The organism is Bradyrhizobium sp. AZCC 1719 (assembly GCF_036924525.1).
Taxonomy (GTDB): Bacteria; Pseudomonadota; Alphaproteobacteria; order Rhizobiales; family Xanthobacteraceae; genus Bradyrhizobium.
Genome location: NZ_JAZHRU010000001.1, coordinates 960,135 through 979,688 on the forward strand (window position 1 = coordinate 960,135; position 19,554 = coordinate 979,688).

The 19,554-nt window shown below is 64.0% G+C and carries 20 protein-coding genes; 8 read left to right on the forward strand and 12 right to left on the reverse strand.

Going from position 1 to position 19,554, the window contains the following annotated elements; translation table 11 throughout:
- Positions 1-18: 18 nt before the first annotated feature.
- From minE to minC, 3 genes are read right to left on the reverse strand one after another with little or no spacing between them, the layout of a single operon-like run.
- The gene (gene minE, locus V1292_RS04605; RefSeq protein ID WP_334370618.1) at positions 19-312 is read right to left on the reverse strand and encodes a cell division topological specificity factor MinE; all 294 of its coding nucleotides are present in this window, start codon (positions 310-312) and stop codon (positions 19-21) included.
- On the reverse strand, positions 309-1,124 hold the full coding sequence (gene minD, locus V1292_RS04610) for a septum site-determining protein MinD (protein WP_334370620.1): 816 nt from the start codon (positions 1,122-1,124) through the stop codon (positions 309-311). Before minD ends, minE begins: the two co-directional genes overlap by 4 nt.
- Before the next feature lie 19 nt (positions 1,125-1,143).
- Complete coding sequence (gene minC / locus V1292_RS04615) at positions 1,144-1,842, reverse strand: septum site-determining protein MinC (protein ID WP_334370621.1); 699 nt, start codon at positions 1,840-1,842, stop codon at positions 1,144-1,146.
- A gap of 593 nt (positions 1,843-2,435) precedes the next feature.
- Here minC and V1292_RS04620 point away from each other — a divergent pair.
- Together V1292_RS04620 and V1292_RS04625 are read left to right on the forward strand one after the other, a co-directional pair.
- Entirely contained in the window at positions 2,436-2,984 is a 549-nt protein-coding gene (locus V1292_RS04620) for a hypothetical protein (RefSeq protein WP_334370622.1), read from the forward strand.
- A gap of 66 nt (positions 2,985-3,050) precedes the next feature.
- Positions 3,051-4,619, forward strand: a complete 1,569-nt coding sequence (locus V1292_RS04625) for an ABC transporter substrate-binding protein (protein WP_334370623.1) — start codon at positions 3,051-3,053, stop codon at positions 4,617-4,619.
- Between the two features lie 56 nt (positions 4,620-4,675).
- On the opposite strand, the gene V1292_RS04630 is transcribed toward V1292_RS04625, so the two are convergent.
- The 7 genes from V1292_RS04630 to V1292_RS04660 form a co-directional block, all read right to left on the reverse strand.
- On the reverse strand, positions 4,676-5,449 hold the full coding sequence (locus tag V1292_RS04630) for a thioesterase family protein (protein ID WP_334370624.1): 774 nt from the start codon (positions 5,447-5,449) through the stop codon (positions 4,676-4,678).
- 121 nt (positions 5,450-5,570) lie between these two features.
- On the reverse strand, positions 5,571-6,305 hold the full coding sequence (locus tag V1292_RS04635; protein ID WP_334370625.1) for an SDR family NAD(P)-dependent oxidoreductase: 735 nt from the start codon (positions 6,303-6,305) through the stop codon (positions 5,571-5,573).
- Positions 6,306-6,353: 48 nt separating this feature from the next.
- Positions 6,354-7,322: an NAD(P)H-dependent flavin oxidoreductase gene (locus V1292_RS04640; RefSeq protein WP_334370626.1), complete on the reverse strand. Its 969-nt coding sequence runs from the start codon at positions 7,320-7,322 to the stop codon at positions 6,354-6,356.
- Between the two features lie 130 nt (positions 7,323-7,452).
- A complete protein-coding gene (locus V1292_RS04645) occupies positions 7,453-8,040 on the reverse strand; it encodes a hypothetical protein (protein WP_334370628.1) in 588 nt (195 codons plus the stop codon).
- A 39-nt stretch (positions 8,041-8,079) separates the two neighbouring features.
- Positions 8,080-8,661: a YqaA family protein gene (locus tag V1292_RS04650; protein WP_334370629.1), complete on the reverse strand. Its 582-nt coding sequence runs from the start codon at positions 8,659-8,661 to the stop codon at positions 8,080-8,082.
- A 66-nt stretch (positions 8,662-8,727) separates the two neighbouring features.
- Positions 8,728-9,150 carry a phosphoribosyl-ATP diphosphatase gene (gene hisE, locus V1292_RS04655; protein ID WP_334370631.1) on the reverse strand — a complete coding sequence of 141 codons (423 nt, stop codon included), beginning with the start codon at positions 9,148-9,150 and terminating at the stop codon, positions 8,728-8,730.
- A 134-nt stretch (positions 9,151-9,284) separates the two neighbouring features.
- Complete coding sequence (locus tag V1292_RS04660) at positions 9,285-9,686, reverse strand: hypothetical protein (RefSeq protein ID WP_334370633.1); 402 nt, start codon at positions 9,684-9,686, stop codon at positions 9,285-9,287.
- Positions 9,687-9,927: 241 nt separating this feature from the next.
- Here V1292_RS04660 and V1292_RS04665 point away from each other — a divergent pair, with 241 nt between their 5' ends.
- The 6 genes from V1292_RS04665 (at position 9,928) to V1292_RS04690 (ending at position 17,914) form a co-directional block, all read left to right on the forward strand.
- Entirely contained in the window at positions 9,928-11,004 is a 1,077-nt protein-coding gene (locus tag V1292_RS04665; protein ID WP_334370634.1) for an ABC transporter substrate-binding protein, read from the forward strand.
- Positions 11,005-11,317: 313 nt separating this feature from the next.
- Positions 11,318-13,096, forward strand: a complete 1,779-nt coding sequence (locus V1292_RS04670; protein WP_334370635.1) for a glucan ABC transporter ATP-binding protein/ permease — start codon at positions 11,318-11,320, stop codon at positions 13,094-13,096.
- 212 nt (positions 13,097-13,308) lie between these two features.
- Positions 13,309-14,790, forward strand: a complete 1,482-nt coding sequence (locus V1292_RS04675; protein ID WP_334370636.1) for a D-alanyl-D-alanine carboxypeptidase family protein — start codon at positions 13,309-13,311, stop codon at positions 14,788-14,790.
- A gap of 273 nt (positions 14,791-15,063) precedes the next feature.
- Positions 15,064-16,746: a long-chain fatty acid--CoA ligase gene (locus V1292_RS04680; RefSeq protein WP_334370637.1), complete on the forward strand. Its 1,683-nt coding sequence runs from the start codon at positions 15,064-15,066 to the stop codon at positions 16,744-16,746.
- A gap of 22 nt (positions 16,747-16,768) precedes the next feature.
- The gene (locus tag V1292_RS04685; protein ID WP_334370639.1) at positions 16,769-17,320 is read left to right on the forward strand and encodes a DUF924 family protein; all 552 of its coding nucleotides are present in this window, start codon (positions 16,769-16,771) and stop codon (positions 17,318-17,320) included.
- A gap of 108 nt (positions 17,321-17,428) precedes the next feature.
- Positions 17,429-17,914 (forward strand): peroxiredoxin, encoded by a 486-nt coding sequence (locus tag V1292_RS04690; RefSeq protein ID WP_028348108.1) that lies wholly within the window; start codon positions 17,429-17,431, stop codon positions 17,912-17,914.
- Between the two features lie 197 nt (positions 17,915-18,111).
- Here V1292_RS04690 and rnhA read toward each other — a convergent pair whose 3' ends face one another.
- On the reverse strand, positions 18,112-18,576 hold the full coding sequence (rnhA, locus tag V1292_RS04695) for a ribonuclease HI (RefSeq protein ID WP_334370640.1): 465 nt from the start codon (positions 18,574-18,576) through the stop codon (positions 18,112-18,114).
- Positions 18,573-19,553 carry a homoserine kinase gene (locus tag V1292_RS04700; protein WP_334370641.1) on the reverse strand — a complete coding sequence of 327 codons (981 nt, stop codon included), beginning with the start codon at positions 19,551-19,553 and terminating at the stop codon, positions 18,573-18,575. The genes rnhA and V1292_RS04700 overlap by 4 nt, the downstream gene beginning before the upstream one ends.
- Position 19,554: the final 1 nt, after the last annotated feature.

Sequence of the window (19,554 nt, forward strand, 5' to 3'; positions counted from 1 at the left end):
CGGTCGGCACCGCGCCTTTCAGCCGGCCAAGCGCCTTTCGGTAGGAGCCTTCTTGTCGAAATTATTGGGCACTTCGATATCGACTTCGAGTGTCGACACCGTCTTGCCGCGCTCCAGCTTGACCATCACCTTGTCGGGATCGAGCACCACGTGCCTCGACACCACCGCGAGGATTTCCTCCCGCAGCGTGGCCAGCAAGTCGGACTGACCGAGCAGCCCGCGCTCGTGCGACAGCAGAATCTGCAGCCGCTCCCGCGCAACGGGGGCGGTCGCGTTGCGGCCGCCGAACAGCCGCAGCAGCCTCATGCTCATGCAGCCCTCCGTCCCAGCAAGCGGTTCATGAAGCTCTTGCGCTCGGCCGGCACGACCATGGCGACCTCTTCGCCCATCAGGCGGCGCGCGGCATCGATATAGGCGCGGGCCGGCGCGCTGTCGGCGTTGTTCAGCGTCACCGGCGTACCGACGTTGGATGCCTTCAAGACATCCTGGCTCTCGGGAATGATGCCGAGCAGAGGCGTCGCGAGGATTTCGAGGATGTCGTCGATCGAGAGCATCTCGCCGCGCGCCGCGCGCGCCGGATCGTATCGGGTGATCAGCACGTGTTTCTCCACATGCTCGCCCCGCTCCGCCTTCACGGTTTTCGAATCGAGCATGCCGATGATGCGGTCGGAATCGCGCACCGAGGAGACCTCGGGATTGGTGACGATGATGGCTTCGTCCGCATAGCGCATGGCGAGCGTGGCGCCGCGCTCGATGCCTGCGGGACTGTCGCACAGGATCCAGTCGAACCGGCTCTTGAGCTCGCCAATGACGCGGCCGACGCCCTCGTCGGTCAGCGCATCCTTGTCGCGGGTCTGTGAGGCCGGCAGCAGCCAGAGATTTTCCAGCCGCTTGTCGCGGATCAGGGCCTGCGGCAGCTTGGCGACACCCTGCACCACGTTGATGAGGTCGAACACCACGCGGCGTTCGGCGCCCATCACCAGATCGAGGTTGCGCAGGCCGACATCGAAATCGACCACCACGACGCTTTGCCCACCTTGCGCAAGCGCCGCACCGAGCGCGGCCGTCGAGGTGGTTTTTCCAACGCCTCCCTTGCCCGAGGTAACGACCAGGACCTTGGCCATACTTGATCTCCTTAGCCGGTTAATTCAGCGGGGTAATTTTCATGGTGTCGCCCTCCAGCCAGGCTTGCGCCGGGCGGTTGCGGAGCGCGACGTCGATTTCTTCTGCGGTCTGGTAGTAGCCATCGATCGCCAGCAGCTCGGCCTCGATTCTCTGGCAATAGATCCGTGCGGCCGAATTGCCGTTGACGCCGGCCATCGCACGGCCGCGCAGCGTGCCGTAGATGTGGATCGATCCGCCGGCGACGATCTCCGCGCCCGACCCGACCGAGCCCAAAACCGTGACATCGCCTTCCATGAAGACGATGGACTGGCCCGAACGTACCGGGTTCTCCAGCAGCAGCGAGGTCGGCTTCTTCGGCTCGGGCTCCGACTTCTGCGTCGGCTCGCTTCGCGTGATCACGCAGGAACGGCCGCCGGTCAGCAAGGGCGGCATGTTCGCCGCGAGACGATCTTCCTCCACACCCTCGATGCCGAGGACGCGGATGTTGCGCTCGTTGAGACTGCCGACGAGATGGGCGATGGCGGAGCTTGAGAGGTCGACGGCCGAGAGATCGAGCACGATCGGCTTGCCGACGAAGTATCCAGGCGAGCGCGCCAGCGTGGCGTCGATCTCGGCGAGCCATTCCACGATCGGCACGACAGGGCTGAATACGAACGCGACATAGGACCGGCCGCGCAGCCGGACCAGTTGACGCGTGGGATCCGCTCGGACGTCCATGATGTTCGACTCGCCTTCTTAGTGAATGGTTAACAGTCGACGAACTTGGTTAACGAGTAATTAATGTGACAACCCGCGCTACGCGCAGAAAACAGCGCAACAGGTGGCGAATCCGGCGCATTTGTGGCCGATTCATGCTGCTTATCGTGCGGAACGTGCGCCAAACCCTTTGAAAACAGGGGTCACGTGAGTTGTAGTTAACGCGAGCTCAACTTACTTTTGTCACGTTTCCGACCTAAATTAGTCCTCGCGCGGCTCCAACAAACTTATCTGTGCTGGCAGATCCTCGCGGTCTGGCGGCTCAATCCGTCAGGCAGACGGAACATTTTCCGGCAGGGGACGAGGCTGTGGAAGCCGTAGGCGTTGTGTGGTCGCGAGATTCGATCTCGCAGGCAGGTGTCGTCGGACTCAGGGACGGCGCCGAACACCTTGATTCAAATCTTCCAAGCAAGCTCGACAGCGGACAGAAAGCGGACGTCGATGATCCCGCGCGCCTCTTCCGCGACCTGGAACTCCTGATCGGTACGTCACCTGCCGTTCCGCCGCCGAGCAATCCGCCGGTCAATCCGCCAAGCGACATGAGGAGTAAGCGTATGAGTAGTGTGAGTGAGCAGGACCACATCAATCCCCGCGATCCCCTGTACTACGCGCCGCGCTCGCTACGTGAGCGGTCGGCTTCCATGCGCGACGCCAGCCCCGCAACGACACCGTTCTCTCCGGCGTCGTTCGACTCCCAGCTCGAGAGCGCCGTATCCGATGCGCTGCGCCATTCCCTCGACCCCGAGATCATGCGCGAACCTCAACTGGAATCGAAGAAGGCGTTGTGGAGCGTCGCAGCGCGCTTTGGTGCCGCCATCGGCGTCTCGGCTCTCGTGGCGCTGTTCTTCGTCATCGTCGTGCCGGGGTCGCGGCAGAGCGACGGTGAGCCGTCGGCGTCCTCCGGAATCGTGCAGTCGATCAAGGCTGCCCTGTTCCAATCCGGAGAAGCCTCGCCAAAGCCTGCAATCAGCGAATTCCAGGCCGTTCTCGCCTCCACGCCACCGAGCGCCTCGCCTGCGTCCGAGCAGTCCCAGTTGCTCAAGCAATTCATGCAGTGGCGCGAGAAGCCGGATCCGGCGACGCCACAACGCGCCAACCCATGATCCAGATGGAGGAATGACAATGCCTGAGAACCGACTTTCCGCCATCTTGTTCTCAAGGAGTTTGCCATGACCTCGCACCGGATCGCCTTGCTGGTCGGGGCCGTGCTCTTCGGAATCGCAGGCAGCGCCCAGGCTGCCGGCGACATTGCGATCGTGCGCGACCTTGCAGGCCGCGTCGGCCCCGTGATCGGCTCGGCCCAGGCCTGCCGCGACATTGCGCGTCCCCGCATCCAGACCATCGTCGACAAGTTTTCACAGGTGATCCGGGAAGCCTCGTCGAACGAGGCGGAGCGTTCTGATCTCACCCAGACGTTCGATCGCAGCGTGGCCGACGGCCGCGCCGCCGTCAGCTCGGGCAAAATCGATTGCATCCGGGCCGATCGCCAGCTTGCCGATCTCGAACGCTCGATCTCGGGCCCCAGTCTTTCCAGCGTCATCGGCCCATCCCCTGCCGCCGCGGCAACGGCCGCGAACGCGGCAACCGCGCCGACGGCCCCGGTCCCGACCGGGCCGCTGCCACGCGGCATCGGCGAAAAGGAAATCCGCTTCGGCATCGCCGCGCCCTTCTCCGGCTCGGCCCGTGAGCTGGGACGCCAGATGAAGCTCGGAATCGAAACCGCCTTCAACCGGATCAACGACGCCGGCGGCGTCGACGGGCGGATGCTCAAACTGCACGCCGCCGACGACGGCTACGAGCCTTCGCGCACCGCGGACGCGATGAAGCAGCTCTATGAAAAGGACCAGGTGTTCGGCATCGTCGGCAATGTCGGCACGCCGACTGCGGCGGTGGCGATCCCCTATGCGCTCGAACGCCGGATGCTGTTTTTCGGGGCCTTCACCGGCGCCAACATCCTGCGCAACGATCCGCCGGATCGCTACGTGTTCAACTACCGCGCCAGCTACGCCGAGGAAACCGACGCGGTCGTCCGCTACCTCGTCAAGATACGCCGGCTGCAGCCTCGGCAGATCGCGGTGTTTGCGCAGCAGGATTCGTACGGCGACGCCGGATTTGCAGGGGTCGCCAAGGCGTTTCGCTCCATGGGCGTGAACGACGGCGCCATCGTCCGGCTCAACTATGCGCGCAACACCGTCGACGTGGACGATGCGATCAACCAGTTGAAGCTCGCGAAGCCGCCGATCAAGGCCGTCGTCATGGTCGCCACCTACCGGGCCGCGGCGCGGTTCATCGAGAAGACGCGCGACCTCTATCCCGGCATGGTCTACTCCAACGTCTCATTCGTCGGCTCGACCGCGCTCGCCGAAGAACTGAAACTCCTGGGGCCGCGGTACACGAGCGGCGTGATCGTGACGCAGGTGGTACCGGCGGTGTCGGGCTATTCGTCGGCGGTGCTCGAATACAAGAACGCGCTCGCCAAATATTTCCCGGGCGAGGCGCCCGACTATGTGTCGCTCGAAGGCTATGTCGCCGCCAACGTGCTGATCCAGGGCATCAAGCGGGCCGGTCCGCAGCTCGACACCGAGAAGCTGATCGACACGCTGGAGACCATGCGCAATCTCGACCTCGGTCTCGGGACCTCGCTCGGCTTCGGCCGTTCCGAGCACCAGGCCTCGCACAAGATCTGGGGCACCGCGCTCGATGAAGGCGGGCGCTACCAGCCGATCGATCTCGAATGATCGGGAAGCCGCGATCCCTGTGATCGCGGCTTCACCATGCCCCTCTGACGGCGCGCTCAGCGCTTCTCGATCACAAGGCTCTGGATGGCGCGGCCGAAATAGCCGCGCTCGTCGGCAAGCCGCGCCATTGCGAGCCCTGCGCCGTCGGGACCGATCCAGGACTCGGCATCGAGCAGGATCCAGTCGCCGACCGGCTCACGCGCAAAATTCACGGTCAGGTCGGCATTGAGAAAGGTCCACGCGCGGAAATCCAGCACGGCCGAGGTACCGTTGCAGAAATCCGCCGCCGCCATCGCCCGCATCGCCTGCGAAACGGCTGAGCCTTCCACGATCGGCCGGTCGACGCGATACCAGATCGCGCCGGGACCGGGCTCGCCGAAGCGGCCGCGCGCGGCGCGCAGCGACATACCTGATACGAACGGGCTGGAGGAAAAATCCGCGGGCTCGACGCGCGATCGATCCGGCCCCGGTAGCTCGACCGGCAGAATCGCGGCCTCTAGCGGCAATTCCTGGGACTGCACCTTAATCTTAAGCACGGTCGCGGCGACCACGACGACGCCTTTAGCCAGTAGCCTGATCGCGCAGAGCTGGATCTTGCGCCCCTCGCGCAAGACTTCGCTCTCGATGGTCAGCGGCGCCACCGGCACGGGACGCATCAGGTCCACGGTGACGCGCGCAACCCGCATCGCGACCGGCGTCGGAATCCGCTCCGCCGCCCACACCACCAGCGCCGCCGGCGGCGAGCCGTGCTGCATGCTCGGGTCCCATGGACCTGCCGCAAAGGGGCTGGTGACGACGTCGTTGCCATCAACGCGAAAAATGCCGTCCATTGAATGAGAGGTCCTGTCGATCAAGGGACGAGCTTCTTGCCTGCTTCGGCGGAACGAGTCGAGCCCGCGGCGGACAGAGCGCCGTGCGCCATTCGCGGGAGACGGCGAGCAAGCCGGCGCGTCAAATGAACGCCATGCCGCCATTGAGGACGATGGTCTGCCCGGTCATGTAGCTGTTGCCGAGCACCATCGCGACGGCTTGCGCGACTTCCTCGGCCTGGCCCATCCGGCCGAGCGGGATGTTGCGCGCCAGATCAGTCCGGCCGCCCATCATGTCGGTCTCGATCAGCGACGGCGCCACCGCGTTGACGGTGATGCCTTCCTTGACCAGCCGTGCTGCATAGCCTCGCGTGAGGCCTTCCATGCCGGCCTTGGAGGCGTTGTAGTGCACGCCGATCGCGCCGGCGCCGCGCGCAGCGCCCGACGAAATATTGACGATGCGGCCCCATTTGCGTGCCCGCATCGCCGGCAGCACTGCCCGCGTGCACAGGAACGCCGATTTCAGGTTTACCGCGATGGTGCGGTCGAAATCGTCCTCGGTGAGATCGTCGACGCCGCGCACGATAGCTAAGCCGGCATTGTTGACGAGAATGTCGATCGGACCGAGCGCGGAGGCGACCTGCTCGACCATGTTGGCGACGGCCGCCGCCTGCGAGACATCGGCTCCGACAGTGATGGCGCGGCCTCCATTGGCCTTGATCCGGGCGACGACGGCATCGGCATCACCAGCGCGCTCGCGATAATTGACCGCGACCGCGGCGCCGGCTTCGGCAAGCGTCAAGGCAACCGCCGCGCCGATGCCGCGGGACGCGCCCGTCACCAGTGCAACACGCGCACTCAAGTTCTGTCCGGCCATCACCGATCCTCCGTCGCCTTCACGGCGGCGCGCGACCCGCAAGGCACCTCACAATGCGGGGTCGACCGCCTCGTCGTATTCCTTCTTGAACCGCGCGATCAGCTCGGCGGCCGGCACCACCTTGCCGATGCCGCCAATACCTTGGCCGCTGCCCCAGATCTCCTTCCATGCCTTCGGCTTGGCGCGCTCGCCGGAGGCGTCGGTGCCAAAACTCATCTTCGAGGGATCGGAGGTCGGCAGGTCGTCGGGATTGAGACCGGCCTTGACGATCGATGGCTTGAGGTAATTGCCGTGCACGCCGGTGAACAGGTTCGAATAGACGATGTCTTCCGCCGACGACGATGTGATCATCTCCTTGTAGCCCTCGACCGCGTTGGCTTCCTCGGTCGCGATGAAGGCGGAGCCGATATAGGCGAAGTCGGCGCCGAGAATGCGCGCCGCACGGATGGCGCGGCCGTTGGCGATCGCGCCCGACAGCGCGATCGGTCCGTCGAACCAGGCGCGCGTTTCCTCGACGAAGGCGAGCGGCGAGATCGTGCCGGCATGGCCGCCGGCGCCGGCCGCCACCAGGATCAGGCCGTCGGCGCCCTTCTCGATCGCCTTGTGCGCGAATTTCTGGTTGATCACGTCGTGGAAGACGATGCCGCCCCAATTGTGCGCCGCCTGGTTGAGATCCTCGCGCGCGCCGAGCGAGGTGATCAGCATCGGCACCTTGTACTTCTCGCAGGCCGCGAGATCGTGATCGAGCCGGTTGTTGGACTTGTGAACGATCTGGTTCACCGCAAACGGCGCCGACGGCCGCTCCGGATGCGCCTTGTCGTAGGCTGCGAGTTCTTCCGTGATCCGCGCCAGCCACTCGTCGAGCAGCGAAGCCGGCCGCGCGTTCAGCGCCGGAAACGAGCCGACCACGCCGGCCTTGCACTGGGCGATCACGAGATCGGGCACGGAGATGATGAACAGCGGCGACCCGATCACGGGTATCGACAGGCGGCCCTTGAACAGCGCGGGCATGGACATTCGAAGCGATCCTCTGGTTATTCAGGCAAACGATTTGGCTCTAGAGATGCCAGACGTCATACCAACCAACAAGGCAATCTTTCCAGTGTCAAGTATTGCGTTTTGGCGCTGCCAGATGACGGAACGACCACTACTGACAGAGCGCCCTCGTCACGTAATTTTCCGTCTTGCAATCGCCAGACTGCCGCTTGTAGCCGGGCAGGAACACTTTCGGCGAGCATTTCTCGGCCGCGTCGGTGTCGAGGCTCTTGCCTTCCTTGTAACCCCTGCTCTGGCACAACCGGTCGGCACCGGCCTTGCAGTCCGGCGCGCCGTTGGCCGCGACGAGACACGCCGCCCGCCCGCTCACCATGGTCGAGGGCTTGGCCAAGTTCGACAGGCTATCACCGGCGCCTTTGGCGCCCGCATTGAGATCGTCGAGGGTCTCACTTGGGCTCTTCAGCGGCGGCAGCAGCGATTTGGATTTCTCGAACAGCTTTCCGATTTCGGTGATCAGGCCGGGATTTTCCAGGCGCGGCGCTTGCTGTGGTTCACTCTGCTGCCGCTCGGGCTGAGCCGGCACCGGCTGCTGGGCCGGCGACTGCAGGCCGAGCGAGGGCTGGGGCGCGCCCTGGGGCCAGCCGGCATCGGGAGCGATCGCAAGCACGGATGCAACGAGGCCAACGGTCGTGCGTTGCGTCCTGAATAGCTTGATCAAACGGCCGATTCGATCGGGCATGGAGCGAAACGTAGCCCGAAGCCGGGATGCCGGCAAAGCCTAGACCAGCTTGAACGCGGCGTAAAAGCCGAACACCAGGACGACGGCACCGATGGCCACCCAGGTGCCAAGGCGCTTTTCGAGCTCGGCCCGGATCACGTCGCCATAGCGGTTGAGCAGGACGGCGACCACGAAGAACCGTCCGCCGCGCGCCACGATCGAGCACAGGATGAACAGCCAGATGTTGTAGCCGGCAAACCCCGAGGTGATGGTGACGAGCTTGTAGGGGATCGGCGTCAGCCCCTTCAGCAGGATGATCACCGCGCCCCATTCGGCATAGGAGGCGCGGAAGGTTTCGACCTTGTCACTGAGACCGTAGACCGTGATCAGCCAGTGCCCGACCGAGTCGTAGAGCAACGCACCGATGGCGTATCCGACCACGCCGCCGGCAACGGATGCGATGGTGCAGACGGTCGCGAACCACCACGCCTTCTTCGGCTGCGCCAGCGACATCGGCAGCAGCATGATGTCGGGCGGGATCGGGAAGAACGAGCTTTCCGCGAAAGAGACCGCCGCCATGATCCAGAGCGCATAGGGCTTGTCGGCGGCGTTGATACACCAATCGTAGGTCCGTTTGAGCATGGGCGCATGAACCATCTGGGAGCGGATTTGTCCATGCCGGAAAACGACGGAATTTGAGAGGATTTACTACCGCTTGCGTAAGGAACGGCCTTCCAGCGCGACAATTCGCCGCCGGACTGCGGGGCCCGCCGCCGCCTTGGGCAGCGGCTTGGTTGGCGCCGTTTTCGGCGACTTGACGGGCTTCGGCAGCTTCTCGGCGATGCCGAGCAGGTCCTCGCGCCGCTCCATCTCGCGCCAGACGTCCTCCGGCTTCACGCCAGCCGCTGCCCACAGCACGGTCAGGTTATAGAGCAAGTCGGCGCTCTCGCGGACCACCGCGTCGGTCTTGCCGTTGACGGCATCGATCACGACTTCGATGGCCTCCTCGGCGAGCTTCTTGGCCATCTTGGAGGGGCCGCGCTGAAACAGCCGGGCCGTGCGCGACGTTGCCGGGTCGAGATCCCGGGCCGCGATAACAGCCTGATAAAGCCGTTCGAGCGAATCACTCATTCTCCGAACCTAATGCAAAGCCATGGCCGGCGTGTTAACAGCCGCCTCTGCAACCATAAAAAATCCACCGGCCGGGGCGGTCGGTGGATTCATATTGAACGCTTGATGACTTGAACGTTTGGTGACCGCCGCGGTTACCAGCGCGGCCGATAGTATGGACCGCAGCCGATGCAGTTGCGCGGGTAATAATACGGGGTCGGGTCCCCGTAATAAACCGGGCCGCCGCCATAATAGCCGTGGTGGCGATCGTAGTAGTAGTCACGGCGGTTCTGGGTGGCCGCAATCGCAAGCCCCGTACCGACGATGCCGGCAAAAGCCGCCGCTGCCGCCGCGCCGCCACCACCGCGATAGTGCCGGCGGCGGGCGCTGATATCGGTCGCGTCGCTGGTCCCGGTCGAGGCCGTCACGCCCTTGCTCGACGGCGCGGAGCCCGCGAATGCCGTGGTCGGCGCGACTGCCGTCAGTGCAACGGCCACAACCGTCGCCACCGCGCTGGCGCGGCCGATCGATGAAAACACACCCTTTTGCGCAAACATCTCGACATCCTCCGTGGGAGCTGGCCTGACAGGCCTTCGATAGCTAACCACCGAACGGATACTAGGTTCCCGAATCCGAACGGCGGCTGAACAATCCCTGGCAAAATCGTGGCGGTCATCGACCATTCAGGTTAGATGCGGCACAATAGCTCGCCCAAGGGCCAAGTCTGCCGTTGGCGATGTCACGAAACCGACATCACCGGCGCGGCAACTTGCCCCACCTCTTGCTGATGTAACCTCGATGCGTGCGATCAGGACCAACGCCATCCGCTCTCGCCTGAGCGTTCTCTTGGCTTTCCTTGCCGGGCTCTGCGCCATTGCGGGCTTCACGGCGAATAGCGCCCTCGCCGCCGACGAACCTCGGCCTCCGCTCGCAATCCAGTTTTCGCTGGATCGTCCGATCGATGCCGCGGCGGCGCCGTTCGTGATGGCGGCCGCCGGCGGCCTGTTCAGCGCTGAGGCGCTTGCGGTCACGATCAACATCGCCAGCGGATCGCCGGACGCGATTGCGCGCGTCGCGGCAGGCTCCAGCGATTTTGCCGTCGTCGACATCAACGCATTGATGCGGTTTCGCGACAAGGACAAGCAGGGCGGTCCCAGGATCAAGGCCGTGTTCGTGGTGTTCAACAAGGCGCCCTATGCCATCATCGCCCGCAAGAGCCGCGGCATCCGCGCGCTGACCGACATTGAGGGCAAGACTCTCGGCGTCGCCGAAGGCGACCTGTCGGCCCGACTGTGGCCGGCGGTAGCGCACCAGAACAGCATCAAGATCAAGAGCGTGAAGCAGAGCAGCATCAGCGCCGCGGTGCGCGAGCCGATGCTGTCGGCGGGCCAGATCGATGCCGTGACCGGATTCTCCTATCTGTCGGCGATCAATCTGAAGGACCGCGGCGTGCCTGCCGACGATCTGGCGGTGCTGAAATTCGCCGACTATGGCTGTGAAGCCTACGGGTTCGCTATTATCGCCAATCCGGCGCTGGCAGCCGCCAAGCCCGAGGCGGTGAAAGGATTCGTGAGAGCCGTCATCGGCGGGTTGCATCTCACGGTCAAGGACCCCGAACGCGCCGCAACCGAGGTCGCAAATCGCATGGACGGCGGCTCGAAGGACCTCGAACTCGAGCGGCTGCAAAGTATCCTGCGCGACTACGTCCTGACCAGCGAAGTAAAACGCAACGGCATCGGCGCCATCGATCCGGCACGCTTCGAACGCTCGATCGATCAGGTCGCGGACGACTTCAAGTTTCAGAAGCGGCCGCAGGCATCAGACATTTTCGACGACCAGTTCCTGCCCCCGCTCAACAACCGGCTGATTAATTGAGTGGACTTCCTCTTCCGCCAGCGCCCGCGGCTTACCCCTCTCCCCAACCCTCCCCCGCAAGGGGGGAGGGAGCCTGATCAGCGTGCTCACCTCACTTCGCGTTGCTGTGCTGAAGTTGCAAACACGTAAGGGAAGCACCGGCGGATGGGTTCCCTCCCCCCTTGCGGGGGAGGGTTAGGGAGAGGGGGCCGCTTGCTCAACTGCCTGCCGAAGTCGCCTACCTCACTCCTGACGAATGCGCCTGCCTCACTAGTCGTCCCAAGCGATCCCAGTTTACAATGGGCGATTGAATCGCCTTGCGAGTCCTCATCTGATGTCCATGCTGCGCCTTTACACCCGTGTCCTTGAGCTGCTTGGCAAGGAGGCGCGGCTGGGCTGGATTCTCGCCGTCGCCAATCTCCTGCTGGCCGGGGCGCAATTCGCCGAGCCGGTGCTGTTCGGCAAGATCGTCGACGTGCTCTCGGGCAAGCCGCAGAGCGGGATGCTGGCCTCGAACTCGGCCTGGCCGCTGCTGGCGGCCTGGGTTGTATTCGGCCTGTTTACCATCGTGTGCAGCGCGCTCGTCGCGCTCCACGCCGACAAGCTGGCGCACCGCCAGCGCCAGGTGGTGCTGACGGATTATTTCGAGCACATCATGCAACTGCCGCTCACCTTCCACACCGGCACTCATTCCGGCCGGTTGATGAAGGTGATGCTGAACGGCACCGACGCGCTGTGGCGGCTTTGGCTTGCATTCTTCCGCGAGCATTTTGCGGCGATCCTGTCGCTGGTCGTGCTGCTGCCGCTGGCGCTCTACATCAATTGGCGGCTGGCGATACTGTTGTTCGCGCTGTGCGTGGTGTTCACGGTGCTGACGACGCTGGTGGTACGCAAGACCTACGGCATGCAGACCGAGGTCGAGGCGCAGTACAGCGATCTCTCGGCGCGCGCGTCTGATGCGCTCGGCAACGTCGCACTGGTGCAGAGCTTCGTGCGGATCGATGCGGAAGTTCAGGGCCTGCGTTTCGTCGCCGACAAGCTGCTCGCCGCGCAGATGCCGGTGCTAGGCTGGTGGGCGCTGGTCACCGTCATCACCCGTGCTTCCACCACCATCACCGTGCTCGCGATCTTTGCCGTCGGCATCTACCTGCACACGCAGGGACAGACGACGGTCGGCGAGATCGTGATGTTTGTCAGCTTCGCGACCATGCTGATCCAGAAGCTCGAACAGGTGGTGAGCTTCATCAACAGCGTGTTCATGGAGGCCCCAAGGCTGCAGGAATTCTTCGACGTGCTGGACGCTGTCCCCGCGGTGCGCGACCGGCCCGGAGCGGTCGATACCGGCCGGCTTTCCGGCCTCGTCGAATTCCACGACGTCTCGTTTTCCTATGACGGCAAACGGCCTGCGGTCGAAGACGTTTCGTTTACCGCTCTGCCCGGGCAGACCATCGCCCTGGTCGGCCCGACCGGCGCCGGCAAGTCGACGGCGATCGCGCTGTTGCACCGCGCCTTCGATCCGCAGTCCGGCATCATCAAGATCGACGGCATGGACATTCGCGCGTTGAAGCTGACGGCGCTGCGGCGGAACATCGGCGTGGTGTTCCAGGAGGCGCTGCTGTTCAACCGCTCGATCGCGGACAATCTGCGCGTCGGCAAGCCGGATGCGACCGATGAGGAAATGCGCATCGCCGCAAGCCGCGCCCAGGCGCTGGAATTCATTGAGCGCAGCGAGAAAAAATTCGAAACCCATGCCGGCGAGCGCGGCCGGATGCTGTCCGGCGGCGAGCGGCAGCGCCTGTCGATCGCCCGTGCGCTGCTGAAAGACCCGCCGATCCTGATTCTCGACGAGGCGACCAGCGCACTCGACGCCGTCACCGAGGCCAAGGTCAATGCCGCGCTCGACGAGGTGATGAAGGGCCGCACCACCTTCGTGATCGCGCACCGGCTTTCGACCATTCGCAACGCGACCCGCATCCTGATGTTCGACAACGGCCGGGTGATCGAAAGTGGAACTTTCGATGAACTGGTGGCCATGGGCGGTCGCTTCGCGGAACTCGCCAAGGCCCAGTTCATGGTGCAGGAGAATGCTCGGGCCGACATCAAGGTCAAATAGGCCGGCAAGCATCTGTTACGGTTCAATTATCGCCGAAATTGCGCCCACTTCGTCCACGATTAAATCGCCGGGCCTCTGTTCTGAATCGCCAAGCCGGTATAGGTTTGCGACCTGCCGCAATGCGACGGCGCCGGACACGCTTGAAACCCGAACGTTTGATTTTAAGGACCTCTCCTTTTCGAAGGCGGGTCTCAAAGGACCGGAACGGAAAAGTGCATCTTCTTCGCCCGTTGCTTCGCGCTTCCTCACTGAACCTGATTTTCCTGGCGACGGCGCTTGCCGTCATAACGCCGCGTGCCGCGCACGCCGAAGCGCTGTTGGTGGTCGAAGCCGATACCGGCAAGGTGCTGCAGGCCGACAACGCCACCATGCCCTGGTATCCCGCCTCGGTGACCAAGATCATGACGGCTTACGTCACGCTCAAGGCGGTCAAGGAAGGACGACTGTCGCTCGACACGCTCCTGACGGTGTCGCCGGTCGCCGCCTCGCAGTCGCCGTCCAAGATGGGTTTTCCTCCCGGCACCCAGGTCACCATCGATAACGCGCTCAAGATGATGATGGTGAAGTCGGCCAACGACATGGCCGTGGTGCTCGCCGAAGGCGTCGGCGGATCGGTCGACGGTTTCTCGGCGATGATGAACCAGACCGCCCTGCGGCTCGGCATGACGCAGACGAGCTACGTCAATCCGAACGGGCTGCCGGCAGACGGACAGGTCACCTCGGCGCGCGATCTCGCGATGCTGGCACGCGCCGTCATTCGTGACCTGCCGGAATACGAATACTTCATGCAGATCGCCTCGATCCGCTACGGCCGCAGGGTGACGCAGAATTTCAACAAGCTGATCGGGCGCTATCCCGGCGCCGACGGCTTCAAGACCGGCTTCATCTGCGCTTCCGGCTACAATCTGGTCGCGTCCGCGACGCGCAACGGCAAGCGGCTGATCGCCGTCGTGCTCGGCGCATCTTCAGGCCAAGCGCGCGCGGTGCGCGCGGCGCAATTGCTGGAGCGCGGCTTCGGCAACGGACTGGGCTGGCTGACGCCTTCGCTCGGCACCGTCGACAATCTGGTTCCGGTCGATGCGACGCCGCCGAACCTGCGCGACGAGATGTGCAACGGCAAGCGCAAGCGGCCGGCCACCGACGAGGATCCGGACATCGTGGCCTCCAATGGCAATGCATCGACCGGCGAGAGTGCGGTCGCCTTCTTCACCGCCGGACTGCAACCGCCGGCGGGCAAGCCAGCGGAGCTGCTCGCAGCCGCGGCGGCGCCCTCTGAACCAGTACCGGTCTATACCGGCCCGACCAAAACCGGACCGGCGCTGATCGCAGCGGTCGCAGCGGACGCCGAGAAGCAGACGCCAAAGCGTGGCAAGAAATCGGCGATTGCAGCGAAGAAGCCTGACGCCGCAGCACCAAAGGCCGAAGCCAGCGCGAAGCCGGCAGCCAAGCCTGCTGCAGTCCGGCATGCGACCGCCAAACCGGAGGCTGCCGCCAAGCCGGCCGCCTTGGCCGAGAAAAAGCCGGCCGCCTCGACCGAAAGAAAGCCGACCGCCTCGGCCGAGAGAAATCCGGCAGCTTCCGCCGACAAAAAGCCGGCTGCCAAGCCCGTCGCCGTCGGAGACAAGCCCGCGCCGAAGCCGGCCAAGCCGAAAGCCGCCGCTAAACCCAAAGGCGAAAACAAGCCGGCTGGTTAACGGGCCGCGGAGCCGCGTAATTAGGCAGCTTTCCTGCCGTTCGGCCGAACGATTCCAGATCGCCGAAATGCGTCGAGAGCGCGCAGCCGCTTGCCATCGGCGGCGGCATTCACAATACTGCCCAAAACAAGGCACGCCCGGCCGAGAAACAGGGAGCCATAGCGTTTTCGAGCGAAGTGGGTACCGGTTCGCATGAAGAAAACGCGTCAAACAAAAATTAGAGCACGGATCTGATGCAATCAGAGCCGGGCTCGGAACCAGAGGGGAAATACCATGGAGCGGATCTGGCTCAAGCAATATCCGGCCGGCGTGCCAGCCGATATCGACGTCACCCAGTACTCGTCGCTGGTCGAGCTGTTGGAAGAAAGCTTCAAGAAGTTCGCCGATCGCAAGGCGTTCATCTGCATGGACAAGTCGATCAGCTACCGCGACCTCGACGAGATGTCCCAGGCACTCGGCGCCTATCTGCAGAGCAAGGGCCTGCAAAAGGGCGCCCGCGTCGCGCTGATGATGCCGAACGTGCTGCAATACCCGGTCTCGACCGCCGCCGTGCTGCGCGCGGGATATGCCGTGGTGAATGTCAATCCGCTCTACACCCCGCGCGAGCTCGAGCATCAGCTCAAGGATTCCGGCGCGGAAGCGATCATCGTGCTGGAGAATTTCGCCACCACGGTGCAGCAGGTGATCGCGAAGACCTCCGTGAAGCACGTGATCGTCGGCAGCATGGGCGACCTGCTCGGCTTCAAGGGCGTGATCGTCAATCTTGTCGTGCGCAAGGTGAAGAAGATGGTGCCGGCGTGGTCGCTTCCAGGCTCCGTCTCGTTCAACGATGCGCTCGCTGCCGGCCGCAGCATGAAGCTCAGGAAGCCGCAACTGACGCGTGATGACGTCGCTTTCCTGCAATATACCGGCGGCACAACCGGCGTCTCCAAGGGCGCGACGCTGCAGCACAAGAACATCCTCGCCAACGTGCTGCAGAACGACGCCTGGTTGCAGCCGGCGCTGAAGAAGTCGCCGCATGTCGACCAGCTCTTCGTCGTCTGCGCGCTGCCGCTCTATCATATCTTCGCGCTGACGGCGTGCTTCCTGCTGGCGGTGCGCGCCGGCGGCGTCAATCTCCTGATTCCCAACCCGCGCGATATCCCAGGCTTCATCAAGGAATTGATGAAGTACCAGGTCAACAGCTTCCCGGCGGTCAACACGCTCTACAACGCGCTGCTGAATGCACCCGGTTTCGAGAAGGTCGACTTCTCCAAGCTGAAGACCTCGTTCGGCGGCGGCATGGCGACGCAAAAGGCGGTCGCCGAGAAATGGCTGAAGGTCACCGGCTGCGCGCTGTCGGAGGGCTACGGCCTGTCCGAGACCTCGCCGACGCTGACCTGCAACCCTGCCGACACCGACCAGTTCTCCGGCTCGATCGGCATTCCCGTGCCGTCGACCTATATCTCGATCCGCGACGACGAGGGCAAGGAAGTGCCGCTCGGCCAGCCCGGCGAGATCTGCGCCAAGGGACCGCAGGTGATGGCCGGCTACTGGAATCGGCCGGAAGAGACCGCGAACGTGATGACCGCGGACGGCTTCTTCCGCACCGGCGACATCGGCGTCATGGACGAACGCGGCTACACCAAGATCGTCGACCGCAAGAAGGACATGATCCTGGTCTCGGGCTTCAACGTCTATCCGAACGAGATCGAGGAAGTGATCGCGGGGCATCCAGGCGTGCTCGAATGCGCCGTGATCGGCGTCTCCGATTCGAAGTCGGGCGAGGCGGTGAAGGCCTTCATCGTCAAGAAGGACCCAAACCTCACGGCCGATGACGTCATCAAGTACTGCACCACGCAGCTCACCGCCTACAAGGTCCCCAAGCAGATCGAGTTCAGGACCGACCTGCCCAAGACCAATGTCGGCAAGATCCTGCGCCGCGAACTGCGCGACGAGAAGAAGGCCGCGGCGTAAGGCGCACGCGGGACCTCTCGACATGACGGAGACGAACGTCGCGCCAGCCGACATTCTGGCCTTCTGGCGCGACGCCGGCCCTGATCGCTGGTACACGCGCGACGACGCTTTCGATGCGGAGGTGTGCCGGCGCTTTCTCGGGCTTTGGCAGAGAGCGGCGGCCGGCGAGCTACCGTCGTGGGAGACGAGCGATGACGGCGCGCTGGCGCTCGTCATCGTGCTCGACCAGTTTCCCCGCAACATGTTCCGCGGCGACGCGAGAACCTACGCCAGCGACCGCCTCGCCCGTGAGGTGGCACACCGCGCCGTCGACCGCGGCGTCGACGCGCGGATCGATCCCGCTTTGCGCGAATTTCTCTATCTGCCTTTCATGCATTCGGAGCACCTGGGCGACCAGTTGCGCTGCATCGAGCTGTCGCGCACGGCTGGCCATACCGAAAGCCTGAAATGGGCCGAGCACCACGCCGACATCATCCGGCGTTTCGGTCGCTTTCCCCACCGCAACCACCTTCTGGGTCGCGCTACCACGCCGGAGGAGCAGGCATTCCTCGATGAAGGCGGCTTTTCGCCGTGATGACGCAAGCGTGAACGGTCTCGACCGTTGCCGTTTCGAGCCTGACGAATATTGTGCCGGCTACCTGCCCGGTCTAAGAAATACCCGCTCATTGAGGGAGAATTGACGATGACGATCCAAGTTGGCGACAAGCTGCCGGAAGCCAAGTTTCGCGTGATGACCGCAGAAGGCCCGCAGGTCAAAACCACCGACGACATTTTCAAGGGCAAGAAGGTGGCGCTGTTCGCGGTGCCCGGCGCCTACACCGGCACATGCCACAAGATGCACCTGCCGAGCATCTTCCTCAACGCCTATGCCATAAAGGACAAGGGCGTGAACACCATCGCCATCGTGTCCGTCAACGACGCCTTTGTCATGAATGCGTGGAAGCGCGACACCGACCAGCGTGACGAAGCCGTATTCCTCGCCGACGGCAATGCCGACTTCACCAAGGCGATCGGCATGGAGCTTGATGCCTCCGGCAATGGCCTCGGCATCCGCTCCAAGCGCTATTCGATGCTGGTGGAAGACGGCGTGGTGAAGAAGCTCAACCTCGAGCCCGCACCGGGCAAGGTCGAAGTTTCCGGCGGCGATACGCTGCTGGGGCAGTTGTGAGCTGAAGCGCGTCGTCCGCTTCTTCCCTTCTCCCCTTGTGGGAGAAGGTGGCGGACGCAGTCCGCCGGATGAGGGGTTCCATCCGCGGACGCAGACGTTTCAGACGAGCGACACATGTCCGCGGAGAGAACCCCTCACCCGTCTCGAATGAGCTTCGCTCATTCGATCCACCCTCTCCCAAGGGGAGAGGGGAAGAGCTACTTCCCCACCCTCTGCTGCAACCTCGCCATCGCCACGCCCTCGCGCGCCAATTGATCGGCGCGCTCGTTTTCGGCGTGGCCGGCGTGGCCCCTGATCCAGTGCCAGCGCACCTCGTGCGGCTTTAGCGCCATGTCGAGGCGCTGCCAGAGATCGACGTTCTTGACCGGCTTCTTGTCCGCGGTGCGCCAGCCGTTCCGCTTCCAGCCATGGATCCAGCCGCTGATGCCCTGGCGGACATACTGGCTGTCGGTGGTGAGGTCGACCACGCACGGCTTCTTCAGTGCTTCCAGCGCCGAGATCGCCGCCATCAGCTCCATGCGGTTGTTGGTGGTGTGCGGCTCGCCGCCCTTCAGTTCTTTCTCTTTATCGCCGAACCTCAGAATCGCGCCCCAGCCGCCGGGGCCGGGATTGCCCGAGCAGGCGCCGTCGGTGAAAACCGTCACGTGAGGCAATTCGCTCAAGCGGCAAATCCGGGCTGGGTCAGGCCGTAATCGCGCACGCTGGAAACGCTCTGGTGGAAGCGCAGCTTGCGGACGTATTCGAGCGGGTCCTTCGGCTTCACCAGCGCGCCCGGCGGCACGTTGAGAAAATCGACCAGCCGCGTCAGCAGGAAGCGCAGCGCCGAGCCGCGCGCGAGCAGCGGCAGCGCTTCCTGCTCGGTATCAGACAATTGCCGCTCGCGGCCATAGGCGTTGAGCAGCGCGCGCGCCTTGGTGACGTTGAACGAATGATCCGGCTCAAAACACCACGCATTCAGGCAGATCGCGACGTCGTAGGCCAGGATGTCGTTGCAGGAAAACGGGAAGTCGATCAGGCCGGACAGCTTGTCGCCGAGGAAGAAGACATTGTCGGGAAACAGGTCGGCGTGGATGACGCCGAGCGGCAGATCTTTCGGCCAGCTTGCCTCGAGGTGATCGAGCTCGCGCGCGATGAAGTCCTGCAAGCCAGGCGCGACGCTGTCGGCGCGCGGCGCGGCGAGATCGAACAGCGGCCGCCAGCCTTCCACCGACAGCGGGTTCTTGCGGAACATCGGGAAGTCGCGGCCCGCCAGATGCATCTTTGCAAGCGCCGCGCCGACGCCGGTGCAATGCGCGGCGTTGGGCCGCCGCGGCCACATGCCTTCGAGGAAGTTGATGATCGCCGCGGGACGCCCGGCCAGTTCGCTGTAGACTTCGCCCTTGCGGTTGCGGGCGGGCTGCGGGCAGCGCACGCCGCGCTCGGCCAGATGCGCCATCAGCGACAGGAAGTACGGCAGATCGTCCACTGCCACGCGCTTTTCATAGAGCGTGAGGATGAACGCGCCCTTGCTGGTATGCAGCAGAAAATTGGAATTCTCGACGCCTTCGGCGATGCCCTTGTAGGAGAGCAACTCGCCGATTTCGTAACCCTTGAGGAAATCCGCGAGGTCTTCGGCGGCGACGTCGGTATAAACCGCCATC